Origin of the sequence: Streptomyces sp., assembly GCF_031178505.1 — a bacterium.
Taxonomy (GTDB): Bacteria; Actinomycetota; Actinomycetes; order Streptomycetales; family Streptomycetaceae; genus Streptomyces; species Streptomyces gulbargensis.
On the sequence record NZ_JAPSIW010000137.1, the window covers coordinates 1 to 11,770 of the forward strand.

The 11,770-nt window shown below is 71.2% G+C and carries 9 protein-coding genes and 1 pseudogene; 8 read left to right on the plus strand and 2 right to left on the minus strand.

Annotated elements, in window-relative coordinates; genetic code table 11:
- From RIF68_RS12495 to RIF68_RS12515, 5 genes and pseudogenes are all read left to right on the plus strand, one after another.
- A pseudogene (locus RIF68_RS12495) lies at nt 1–248 on the plus strand (DNA hydrolase); the annotation flags it as partial.
- A gap of 120 nt (nt 249–368) precedes the next feature.
- Entirely contained in the window at nt 369–2,153 is a 1,785-nt protein-coding gene (locus tag RIF68_RS12500; protein WP_309051275.1) for an ABC transporter ATP-binding protein, read from the plus strand.
- A gap of 160 nt (nt 2,154–2,313) precedes the next feature.
- Nucleotides 2,314–3,201 carry a FadR/GntR family transcriptional regulator gene (locus RIF68_RS12505; RefSeq protein WP_309051276.1) on the plus strand — a complete coding sequence of 296 codons (888 nt, stop codon included), beginning with the start codon at nt 2,314–2,316 and terminating at the stop codon, nt 3,199–3,201.
- 376 nt (nt 3,202–3,577) lie between these two features.
- Nucleotides 3,578–5,128, plus strand: coding sequence for an RNA polymerase sigma factor (locus RIF68_RS12510; protein WP_309051277.1), 1,551 nt, complete (start codon nt 3,578–3,580; stop codon nt 5,126–5,128).
- Nucleotides 5,129–5,257: 129 nt separating this feature from the next.
- A complete protein-coding gene (locus RIF68_RS12515; RefSeq protein WP_309051278.1) occupies nt 5,258–6,076 on the plus strand; it encodes a serine protease in 819 nt (272 codons plus the stop codon).
- A 123-nt stretch (nt 6,077–6,199) separates the two neighbouring features.
- Here RIF68_RS12515 and RIF68_RS12520 read toward each other — a convergent pair whose 3' ends face one another.
- Nucleotides 6,200–6,430 (minus strand): hypothetical protein, encoded by a 231-nt coding sequence (locus RIF68_RS12520; RefSeq protein ID WP_030211728.1) that lies wholly within the window; start codon nt 6,428–6,430, stop codon nt 6,200–6,202.
- 432 nt (nt 6,431–6,862) lie between these two features.
- Between RIF68_RS12520 and RIF68_RS12525 the strand changes: the two genes are divergently transcribed.
- The 3 genes from RIF68_RS12525 to RIF68_RS12535 all read left to right on the plus strand — a co-directional run bounded on the left by RIF68_RS12525 (nt 6,863) and on the right by RIF68_RS12535 (nt 11,264).
- Nucleotides 6,863–8,980 (plus strand): DNA topoisomerase IV subunit B, encoded by a 2,118-nt coding sequence (locus tag RIF68_RS12525; protein ID WP_309051279.1) that lies wholly within the window; start codon nt 6,863–6,865, stop codon nt 8,978–8,980.
- A 218-nt stretch (nt 8,981–9,198) separates the two neighbouring features.
- Nucleotides 9,199–9,675: a DUF485 domain-containing protein gene (locus tag RIF68_RS12530; RefSeq protein WP_375165133.1), complete on the plus strand. Its 477-nt coding sequence runs from the start codon at nt 9,199–9,201 to the stop codon at nt 9,673–9,675.
- A complete protein-coding gene (locus RIF68_RS12535; RefSeq protein WP_309051281.1) occupies nt 9,672–11,264 on the plus strand; it encodes a cation acetate symporter in 1,593 nt (530 codons plus the stop codon). Before RIF68_RS12530 ends, RIF68_RS12535 begins: the two co-directional genes overlap by 4 nt.
- A 46-nt stretch (nt 11,265–11,310) precedes the next feature.
- Here RIF68_RS12535 and RIF68_RS12540 read toward each other — a convergent pair.
- Nucleotides 11,311–11,770 (minus strand): HTH domain-containing protein (locus tag RIF68_RS12540; protein WP_309051282.1); only part of this gene is annotated, 460 nt, incomplete at its 5' end.

Consider the following 11,770-nt stretch of genomic DNA (forward strand, 5'->3'; position numbering starts at 1 on the left):
AGTACTCCTCGCTCGCCACCGCCTTCTGCCCGCCGGAGTTCACGGTCGGTGAGCTGCGCAGGGTGTACGAGGCGGTCTGGGGCGTGTCCCTCGATCCGCGCAACTTCCACCGGAAGGTGACGGGTACACCCGGCTTCCTCGTCCCGGCCGGGGGTACCACGACCCGTCAGGGAGGGCGGCCCGCCCAGTTGTTCAGGGCGGGTGGTGCGACCCTGCTCAACCCGCCCATGCTGCGTCCGGAGGTCTGACAGAAGGCGGGACCACTGCCCCACGGCCCCACCCTGCGCCGAAAGTCCGAAATGTAGCGTTATCTTGCTGCGGTAGCGCCGCCCTGCCGCGGAGCGGTGACCTCAACCGCGAGAGAAGCGATGCTCCAGGCCATCGGACTCACCAGCACCCCCCGCCGTGGTCGCCCTCCGGCTGTGGACGACCTCACCTTCGAGGCCCGGCCGGGCCACGTGACCGCCCTCCTCGGCCCGCCGGGCTCCGGCAGGACCACGGCCCTCCGGCTCATGCTCGAACTCGAACCGGGCCGCGGGATCACGTACTTCAGAGGCCGGCCACTGCACCGGATCGCCCACCCGGCGCGTGAGGTCGGCGTCCTCCTCGGTGACGTCCCTGGGCACCCCTCCCGGACGCTGAGGAGCCAGTTGCGCATGCTCGGTGCGGCGGCCGGGGCCCCGGTCGCGCGGGTGGAGGAGCTGGTCCGCGCCCTCGGGCTGGCCGAATTCGAGGGAAGCCGCCTCGGCACCCTCCCGCGCGGTGCGGAACGCCGACTCGGCCTGGCGTGCGCCCTGTTGGGCGACCCTCACGCCCTGCTGCTCGACGAGCCGACGGCCGGCCTCTCCCCGGCCGAGAGCGCCTGGATCCACCGCCTCCTGCGGGCGCACGCGGAGGGCGGCGGGACGGTTCTCTACACCACCGGTGACCCCAGGGACGCCGCCAGGAACGCGGACCGGGTGGTGTCCCTGGTCGGCGGCCGGCAGGCCGCCGACCAGGACGTCACGGAGTTCGCCCGCACCAGGCTGCGCCCCCGGGTCGCCGTCCGCACCCCGCACGCCGCCCGCCTCGCCGCGGCCCTGACCCAGGAAGCGCGGGCCGCCCGGCGGCCGGTCGAGGTGGTCGCGGAGTCCGGCAACCGCCTGTCCGTGTACGGCAGCGACTGCGCGGCGATCGGGGAGACGGCCTTCCGGCACGGCGTGCTCGTCCACCGGCTCACCGAGGAGACCGGCCCGGCCCCGACGGCCGAGCTCCCCGGAGCCGGAGCCGGAGCCGGAGCGGGGCCCCCGGCCTCCACGCTTCCCCGCCCGGCGTCCGGGGCCACGCCGGCGTCCCGCGGGCGCGACGCCCCGGCACCCGGGGCCGCCGCCCGCAGGCCCGCCCGGTCGCCGCTGCGTCCGCTGCGGTACGAGGTCCGCCGGCTCACCGGCGTACCCGCCACCCCTCTCGTCCTGGTCGGCGCCCTCGTCGCCTCCGTCGTGTGCGCCCTGCTCCTCGGGCGCGGCGGCCGGACCGATCTCCCGGCGGTGCTGGCCGGCTGGCCGGCGCTCTTTCCGCTGCCGCCGGCGGCCCTCGGGGCGGGGCTTCTCGGCGCCTTCTCCTTCGGGGAGGAGTACCGCTACCCCGCCCTCACCTCCGGACGCGGCGCCGTGCCCCGCAGGCTGGGACTGCTGCTGGCCAAACTGGCGGTGGCGGCGGCGGTCGCGGTCCTTCTCGGGACGGTGGCCGTGGCGGCCGACCTCGGGGCGCTGAGGCTGTTCTTCGGTGGCGAGTTGATCTCCGTACCGCCGAACTGGCCGTCCATGGGCGCACGTTGGCTGGGCCTGCTCGTCGGCTGTGCCTGGGCGGGAGTGCTCGGGGCGGGGGTGTTCCGGGCGGCCGCCGCCGGGGTGGCCGCCGTCCTCGCCGTTCCCGTCGCCTTCGTCCCGCTGTTGCAGACGGTGCTCACGGGGCCCTCGGTCCGCTCGGTCGCAGGACTCCCCGCGCGGCTCCGTGAGTTCGCGGGCCCCCTGTGGCCCCCGGCCGTGGACCGCTGGCTGAAGGGGGCGCTGAGCGTGCTCGGCCAGCCCTCGGGGATGGCCCTCTCGCTCACCTTGAGCGGTCTCCTCTGCGCATATGTGCTCACGGGGCTTCGCCGGAACGCCCGTTGGTGATCACTCCGGACGTGAAACCGTCCGAATCTTCGACAACTCCCATGAAGGGTGCCGTTTATGTCCGGGTAATCGTCAATTGTGTAGCAGGTGCTGATCACCCTTTCGTGTGCTTTTCACCAAAGACCTCAAGGGAGATGGAGGGCACGCCGACAAAGGATGCGTGAGTACCCTTGCGCACACCATGATGACCGCCGCCCGCTCCGTCGAGTCCGGCCTCGGCGCCCCGGGCGATCTCGACCGCTACACCTACACGGAGGCGCCCGGGGCCGACCGCGTGGCCCCGTCCTCCTGGGAAGGGGTGGAAACCGACCTGGGACGGGTCGGCCGCCGCGCCACCGGCAGCCGCGGACGGGGCCTGCACGGGCAGCTCGTCCAGCAGCTCGGCCAGATGATCGTCTCCGGGGACCTCGGCGCGGACCGCCCCCTCGTCCCCGAGGAGATCGGCCAGCGCTTCGAGGTCTCCCGCACGGTCGTGCGCGAGTCGTTGCGCGTCCTGGAGGCCAAGGGCCTCGTCAGCGCCCGCCCCAACGTCGGCACCCGGGTCAGGCCCGTCAGCGACTGGAACCTCCTCGACCCCGACATCATCGAGTGGCGCGCCTACGGCCCCCAGCGTGACGACCAGCGCCGCGAGCTGAACGAGCTCCGCTGGACGATCGAGCCCCTGGCGGCCCGCCTCGCCGCCGGCCACGGCCGGGAGGACGTCCAGCAGCGTCTCGCCGACATGGTCGAGATCATGGGGCACGCGTACGCGCAGGGCGATGCCCTCACCTTCTCCCGGGCCGACACCGAGTTCCACTCGCTCCTCATCCAGCTCGCCGGAAACCGGATGCTGGAGCACCTCTCCGGCATCGTGGCCGCGGCGCTCCAGGTGTCCGGGGGTCCGGTCACCGCCTGCGACCGACCCGGCGAGGCCTGCCTCACGCACCACGCCCGGATCGTCGACGCGCTCGCCGCGGGCGACGCCCACGGCGCCGAGACGGCCATGCGGCAGCTGCTGACGGTCCACCCCGAGGTGGAGCGCGTCGTCCCCGCCCCCCGCGAACACTGACCGGCGGTCCATGGCCGGGAGTGCGGAGATCCGCGCGTCGCGTGCCGCCGGCCCGAGCGCGGTCCGGGGAGCCCGGCGGGGTTCCCCGGGGAGCGCCAGGCGCCGGTGGCACGGAATGTGTACCTATCCTCCTCTTTGGACAGGTTCCGTCCTGCGTGGGGTGTGACTCGGGCCACGAAGATTGGGCGTAACACTCCTCCGACCCGTGCGATGACCTAAGAGGTGACGGCCGAGGAAGGAATACAGCAGCCGACGGAGGCGCTGTGCAGTTCCCCGGTCCAGCCCGCGCCGTCGGCACATTCCCCGCCGACGTCGTCGGCTCCGGCCCGATCAGGGCGGGGCCGGAAGCCGTTTCCATCGTTCCGAGAGGTTGTTCGTGTCGGCCAGCACATCCCGTACGCTCCCGCCGGAGATCGCCGAGTCCGAGTCTGTGATGGCGCTCATCGAGCGGGGAAAGGCTGATGGGCAGATCGCCGGCGATGACGTGCGTCGGGCCTTCGAGGCTGACCAGATTCCGCCAACCCAGTGGAAGAATGTTCTGCGCAGCCTCAATCAGATCCTCGAGGAAGAGGGTGTGACGCTGATGGTCAGTGCAGCGGAGTCGCCGAAGCGCGCCCGCAAGAGCGTCGCAGCGAAGAGTCCTGCCAAGCGCACCGCCACCAAGACCGTCACCGCCAGGTCGACCGTGACGAAGTCGACCGTCGCGTCCGGCGCGGCGGCCCCGGCGGGCGAGAGCACCGACCCGTCCGACGAGGCCGGGGCGCCCGCCAAGAAGGCGGCCGCGAAGAAGACCGTCGCCAAGAAGGCCACGGCCAAGAAGACCGTCGCGAAGAAGACGGCGGCCAAGAAGACCGCGTCGAAGAAGGACGCCGACGAGCTGCTCGAGGGTGAGGAGCTGCTCGAGGACGTCGCGCCCGGCAAGGGCGAGGACGAGGAGGCCGAGGGCGAGAACAAGGGCTTCGTGCTGTCCGACGAGGACGAGGACGACGCTCCCGCCCAGCAGGTCGCCGTGGCCGGTGCCACCGCCGACCCGGTCAAGGACTACCTGAAGCAGATCGGCAAGGTCCCGCTGCTCAACGCCGAGCAGGAGGTCGAGCTCGCCAAGCGCATCGAGGCCGGTCTGTTCGCCGAGGACAAGCTGGCCAACTCCGACAAGCTCGCCCCGAAGCTCAAGCGCGAGCTGGAGATCATCGCCGAGGACGGCCGCCGGGCCAAGAACCACCTTCTGGAGGCCAACCTCCGACTGGTCGTCTCGCTGGCCAAGCGGTACACGGGCCGCGGCATGCTCTTCCTGGACCTGATCCAGGAGGGCAACCTGGGTCTGATCCGCGCCGTCGAGAAGTTCGACTACACCAAGGGCTACAAGTTCTCCACGTACGCCACCTGGTGGATCCGTCAGGCGATCACCCGCGCCATGGCCGACCAGGCCCGCACCATCCGTATCCCGGTGCACATGGTCGAGGTCATCAACAAGCTCGCGCGCGTGCAGCGCCAGATGCTCCAGGACCTGGGCCGTGAGCCCACCCCGGAGGAGCTGGCCAAGGAGCTCGACATGACCCCGGAGAAGGTCATCGAGGTCCAGAAGTACGGCCGTGAGCCGATCTCGCTGCACACCCCTCTGGGTGAGGACGGCGACAGCGAGTTCGGTGACCTCATCGAGGACTCCGAGGCGGTCGTTCCGGCGGACGCGGTCAGCTTCACGCTCCTCCAGGAGCAGCTGCACTCGGTCCTGGACACGCTCTCCGAGCGCGAGGCGGGCGTCGTCTCGATGCGCTTCGGCCTCACCGACGGCCAGCCGAAGACGCTGGACGAGATCGGCAAGGTCTACGGCGTGACCCGTGAGCGGATCCGCCAGATCGAGTCGAAGACGATGTCGAAGCTGCGTCACCCGTCGCGTTCGCAGGTTCTGCGCGACTACCTCGACTGATCGAAAGCGCGACCGAAGGGCCCGGCCCCCCGAAAGGGGGAACCGGGCCCTTCGGCGTGCGCGGGTGCGGGCTCTCCGTGTGTGCTGGACGCTGGGTGAACCGACAACAGCGGAGAGTCAGGAGGCTCCATGCGTGGTCCCTTCGCACGAGCAGTGGCAGGTGCCCTCGGCGTGATCGTGGCGGCGGCGGGGCAGGTGGTGGGCGCCTCCCCCGTCGCTGCCGACAGTGTCGTGGTGGGCGGCGGACCCGCCCGCATCACGGACGCCCCGTGGGTCGTGGCGCTGTCCAGCCGTGACCGGTTCGGAGGTAACCGCGCCGGACAGTTCTGCGGTGGCGTCGTCGTGGCACCCACCAAGGTGCTCACCGCGGCCCACTGCCTGGGCCGCGAGGTACTCGGCGGTGAACCGTGGCAGGTACGCGACCTGGCGGTCATCGCGGGGCGTGCGGAGCTGCGTGGGGAGGGCGGCCAGGAGGTGCGGATCTCCCACACCTGGGTCGCCCCGGACTACGATCCGACGACCAACTCCGGGGACCTCGCCGTGCTCACCCTGGCGAGCCCGCTGCCGGCGTCGTACGTGATCGGTGTCGCCCGGCCGGGGGACGCGGCCCACGCGCCGGGCACGCCGGCGGACGTCTACGGCTGGGGTGACACGAGCGGCAACGGGAGTTACACCTCCACCCTGCGCACCGCACGCGTGGAGGTGCTGCCGGACGCGGCCTGTGAGCGGGCGTATCCGGCGGGCGGTGGTGTGGCGTACCGGGGCGACACGATGCTGTGCGCGGGTGACCCGCGGGGCGGCAGGGACGCCTGTCAGGGGGACAGCGGCGGCCCGCTGGTGGCCGAGGGCCTGCTCGTCGGCCTGGTGTCCTGGGGGAGCGGCTGTGGCCAGGCGGAGAACCCGGGGGTCTACACGCGGGTCTCCGCGGTGCTGCCCGAGCGGTTCTGAGGGCGTCTCCGCGCGGGCGGAGGGTACGAGAACGGGCGGCCACCCCCCATGTGCGCGGGGGTGGCCGCCCGCCGTCCGGTTAGCGACCGGCCCTTGGCTCGTCGTGGATGAAGCGCGGAGGCGTCAGTGCTCGTCGCCCACCGTGCGGGCCGGCACGTCGGTGAGCCGGTCCGTCTCATCCTGTATCTCAACGGCGATCTTCTTGAGTTCCGGCTCGAACTTGCGACCGTGGTGGGCGCAGAAGAGCAAGTCACCTCCGCTGGTCAGGACGACACGCAGGTATGCCTGGGCGCCGCAGCGGTCGCAGCGGTCAGCGGCCGTCAGGGGGCTCGCGGGGGTCAGAACAGTAGTCACGTCGCCTCTTCTCTAGCTCGACGAGCTGTCGTACCAGGGTCAACATCCAACCAGGCCGAAAACGTTCCCGCTCCTGGCTTTTCCTCGAAACTTTTTCCCGAGGTGGCTGTCTGCTGCCGGTTGGCGGCGAATGAGCCGTATTGCGTCGCTCTACGGATTTCGCATTGCTGGTGTCGGTCCGTCCTCCCGGCGCGGTTGCCGGTTGTTCATGAGGACGTGCCCGGAGCCTAAATGGTTCATGCCTGGAAGGGAACGTGATGTTCACGTCACCCCTTCGAGGGATCGAACACCCATGCGACCGTGGACTAGCATGAGGAAACCGGTGGGTGGCGTGGCAACGGCTCTACCAGGCATCGGTACCCTCTGACCGGTGAACGACGCCGGGCCTTACCCACCGGGCCAGGATTTCAAATTCAGCGAGGAGCGAACCGCGTGACCGCCGAAACGTCCGTGCCGTCCAGTGCGCTGCTGACCGCAGACCGTGACGGTTCCAACTACACCGCGCGGCACCTGCTCGTACTGGAAGGGCTCGAAGCGGTTCGCAAGCGTCCCGGTATGTACATCGGGTCCACCGACAGCCGCGGCCTCATGCACTGCCTCTGGGAGATCATCGACAACTCGGTCGACGAGGCCCTCGGCGGTTACTGCGACCACATCGAGGTCATCCTCCACGGCGACGGGTCGGTCGAGGTCCGCGACAACGGCCGCGGCATCCCGGTCGACGTGGAGCCGAAGACCGGTCTCTCCGGCGTCGAGGTCGTCATGACCAAGCTCCACGCCGGCGGCAAGTTCGGTGGCGGCTCCTACGCCGCCTCCGGCGGTCTGCACGGCGTCGGCGCCTCCGTCGTCAACGCCCTCTCCGCCCGTCTCGACGTCGAGGTCGACCGGAACAGCTCGACCCACGCGATCAGCTTCCGCCGCGGTGTGCCGGGCATCTTCACCGAGCAGGGCGCCGACAGCCCCTTCGACCCGGGCAACGGCCTGCGCAAGACCAAGCGGGTGCCGAAGACGCGCACCGGCACCCGGGTCCGCTACTGGGCCGACCGCCAGATCTTCCTCAAGGACGCCAAGCTCTCCCTGGAGACGCTGCACCAGCGCGCCCGGCAGACCGCCTTCCTCGTGCCCGGCCTCACCATCGTGGTCCGCGACGAGCGCGACCTGGACGGAGTGGGCAAGAGCGAGGAGACCTTCCGCTTCGACGGGGGCATCAGCGAGTTCTGCGAGTACCTCGCCCAGGACAAGGCCGTCTGCGACGTCCTGCGCCTCACCGGCCAGGGCACCTTCAAGGAGACCGTCCCCGTCCTCGACGACCGCGGGCACATGACCCCCACCGAGGTCACCCGCGAGCTGGGCGTCGACGTCGCCCTGCGCTGGGGCACCGGATACGACTCCACGGTCAAGTCCTTCGTCAACATCATCGCCACCCCCAAGGGCGGCACCCACGTCTCCGGCTTCGAGCAGGCCGTCACGAAGACGGTCAACGAGGTGCTGCGCTCCGCCAAGCTGCTCCGCGTCGCCGAGGACGACATCGTCAAGGACGACGCCCTGGAAGGCATCACGGCCGTCGTGACGGTCCGCCTCGCCGAGCCGCAGTTCGAGGGGCAGACCAAGGAGGTCCTCGGCACGTCCGCCGCCCGCCGGATCGTGGCGAACGTCGTCGCCAAGGAGCTCAAGGCCTTCCTGACCTCCACCAAGCGGGACGCCAAGGCCCAGGCCCGGGCCGTCCTGGAGAAGGCCGTCTCCGCGGCCCGGACCCGTATCGCCGCCCGGCAGCACAAGGAGGCGCAGCGCAGGAAGACCGCGCTGGAGTCCTCGTCCCTGCCGGCCAAGCTCGCCGACTGCCGCAGCGACGACGTGGAGCGCAGCGAGCTGTTCATCGTCGAGGGCGACTCCGCGCTCGGCACGGCCAAGCTGGCCCGCAACAGCGAGTTCCAGGCGCTGCTGCCCATCCGGGGCAAGATCCTCAATGTCCAGAAGTCGTCCGTCGCCGACATGCTGAAGAACGCGGAGTGCGGGGCGATCATCCAGGTCATAGGAGCGGGCTCGGGCCGCACCTTCGACATCGACGCCGCCCGCTACGGCAAGGTCATCATGATGACCGACGCCGACGTCGACGGCTCCCACATCCGTACCCTCCTGCTGACCCTCTTCCAGCGCTACATGCGTCCCATGGTCGAGGCCGGCCGGGTCTTCGCCGCCGTGCCCCCGCTGCACCGCATCGAGCTGGTCCAGCCCAAGAAGGGCCAGGACAAGTACGTCTACACGTACTCCGACAACGAGCTGCGGCAGACGCTGCTGGAGTTCCAGCGCAAGGGCGTCCGCTACAAGGACACCATCCAGCGCTACAAGGGCCTGGGCGAGATGGACGCCGACCAGCTCGCGGAGACCACGATGGATCCGCGCCACCGCACCCTGCGGCGGATCAACATCGGCGACCTGGACTCCGCGGAGCAGGTCTTCGACCTCCTCATGGGCAACGACGTGGCGCCCCGCAAGGAGTTCATCACCAGCTCCGCCGCCACCCTCGACCGCTCGCGCATCGACGCCTGAACCGGCCGGTCCTCCCCGCGGGGAGGACCGGCCGTGGCCGGGCGGGCCGGGCGGACGCGGTACGCATATCGGCCCGGCCCCGTCAGGGCGCGTGGGGACGAAGTCACCTGATGGGGTGAAGCGAAGGGGGAGAAGAGTCCGAGATCTTCCTGCTCTGTCCATCCTTGGGCAAGCGGCCGAAACGGTTCGCTGACAAGGAGAGTTGGCCGGTGGAGCAGGTGGACAAGCAGGAGGGGCCCGGCGTCGCGACGACACGGGCCGACGACCCCTGGTACGAGGCGGTGCCGTCCGCCGGGGTCACGTACGAGGAGGCCACGGCGCCCGGCGCCGGCCCGGCGGACGGGGTGCCCCGGCAGCGGGTCCACAGCGCTGCCGAGATCTATCTGGAGGTCCAGCGGAGCCCCGCCTTCCAGGAGGTGCGCCGCCGCTATCGCCGGTTCGTGTTCCCCGCGACCCTCGCCTTCCTCCTCTGGTACCTCGCCTATGTCGTGGCCGCCACGGCGGCGCCGGGTCTCATGGCCCGCCCCGTAGCGGGGTCGGTCAACGTCGCCATGGTCGCGGGACTCGGGCAGTTCCTCACGACCTTCCTCCTGACCTGGGCGTACGCGCGCCACGCACGGCTGCGCCGGGACCGCGCCGCCCTCGAGCTGCGCTGGGACACCCAGGAGATGACCCGGGGGGTGGCGCCGCGATGACCGGAAGCCACCAGACCCTGGCCCTGGTGCTGTTCAGCGTCTTCGTCGCCGTCACCCTGGGGATCACCACCTGGGTCAGCCGGCACCGGCACGGCTCCGCCGAGGAGTTCTACGCCGGCGGCAGGCTCTTCTCCCCGCTGGAGAACGGCTTCGCCATCGCCGGCGACTACATGTCGGCCGCCTCCTTCCTCGGCATCTCCGGACTGATCGCGCTCTACGGCTACGACGGCATGCTGTACTCCGTGGGCTTCCTCGTGGCCTGGCTGGTCGTCCTCCTCCTGGTGGCCGAACTGGTCCGCAACTGCGGACGGTTCACGCTCGCCGACGTCATCGCCGCCCGCATGGCCGAGCGGCCCGTACGGATCGCCGCCGGCAGCTCCTCCGTGGTCGTCTCGGTGCTCTACCTCGTCGCCCAGATGGTCGGCGCGGGCAGCCTCGTGGCCCTGCTCCTCGGCGGCACCAGCGAGGCGGCCCGCTCCTGGACCGTCGTCGGCGTCGGCGCCCTGATGGTGATCTACGTGTCGCTCGGCGGCATGCGCGCCACCACCTGGATCCAGATCGTCAAGGCCGTCCTGCTCATGGCCGGCACGATCACCCTCACCGTGCTCGTCCTGCTCCGCTTCCACGGCGACGTGACCGCCCTGCTCTCCACCGCCGCCGAACGCAGCGGCCACGGCCTGGACTTCCTCGCCCCCGGCCTGCGCTACGGAGGCGACTGGACAGCCCGCCTGGACTTCATCAGCCTCGGTCTCGCCCTCGTCCTGGGCACCGCCGGCCTGCCGCACATCCTGTCCCGTTTCTACACCGTGCCCACCGCCCGGGCGGCCCGCCGGTCCGTCGTCTGGTCCATCGGCCTCATCGGCGGCTTCTACCTGATGACCATCGTCCTCGGCTTCGGAGCGGCCGCCCTCATCGGTCCCGGCGCCGTGCGCGCCTCGCACGCCTCCGGCAACACCGCCGTACCGCTGCTCGCCCTCGACCTCGGCGGAGGCGCCGGCTCCACCGGCGGCACCGTGCTGTTCGCCGTCGTGGCCGCCGTCGCCTTCGCCACCATCCTCGCCGTCGTCGCCGGCATCACCCTGGCCTCCTCGGCCTCGGTCGCCCACGACCTGTACCGGTCGCTGCGCCGCCGCCACTCCACGCCGTACAGCGAGGTGACGGTGGCCCGGTTCGCCGCCGCGGGAATCGGGGCGGCCGCCATCGGCCTCGGACTCCTCGCCCGCGACCTCAACGTGGCCTTCCTCGTCGGCCTCGCCTTCGCGGTCGCCGCCTCCGCCAACCTTCCGGTGCTGCTCTACTCCCTCTTCTGGCGCCGGTTCACCACACGTGGGGCGGTCTGGTCCGTCTACGGAGGCCTGGTCCCGGCGGTGCTGCTCGTCCTTCTCTCGCCGGTCGTCTCGGGAAGCCCGGAGGCGGTCTTCCCCGGCCTCGACTTCCACGTCTTCCCGCTGCAGAACCCCGGAGTGGTCTCCATCCCGCTCGGCTTCCTCGCCGGCTGGATCGGTACGGTCACCTCACCCGAACCGGCCGACGCGGCGCGGCACGCCGAGACCGAGGTCAGGGCGCTGACGGGAGCCGGCGCCGTCTGACACGGCCCGCTCGGACCTCCCGCGCCGCCGCCAGGACGCGGTCCGGTCAGAGACCCGCCGACGGCGCGGAGGGCGCCCAGGTGTAGCGGTGCTCGGGACGCCCCGTCTCCCCGTACCGGAGCGAGAGCCGGACCCGCCCGGTACGTTCCAGGAGCTTGAGGTAGCGCTGCGCCGTCTGGCGGCTGACGCCCGCCCGGTCCGCGATCTCCTGGGCGGAGAGCGGGCCCCCGGCGGCGAGCAGCACCTGACGGACCAGCTCGGCCGTCGTGGGGGAGTGGCCCTTGGGCAGGTCGGGGGCGACCGTGCCGGCCGCCAGCGTCCCGAAGATCCGGTCCACCTCGGCCTGCTCCGCCTCACCCCCGCCCTCCAGGGCCGTGCGAAGGGTCGCGTACGCCTCCAGCTTGGCGCGCAGCCCCGCGAAGTTGAACGGCTTCACCACGTACTGGAGCGCGCCGTGCCGCATCGCGGCCTGTACGGTCGCCACGTCCCGGGCCGCCGTCACCATG

What these genes read in the sequence shown, in the direction of transcription:
- RIF68_RS12500 (WP_309051275.1), top strand. Translation starts at nt 369, where the DNA reads ATGCTCCAGGCCATCGGACTCACCAGCACCCCCCGCCGTGGTCGCCCT.
- RIF68_RS12515 (WP_309051278.1), top strand. Translation starts at nt 5,258, where the DNA reads ATGCGTGGTCCCTTCGCACGAGCAGTGGCAGGTGCCCTCGGCGTGATC.
- RIF68_RS12535 (WP_309051281.1), top strand. Translation starts at nt 9,672, where the DNA reads ATGACCGGAAGCCACCAGACCCTGGCCCTGGTGCTGTTCAGCGTCTTC.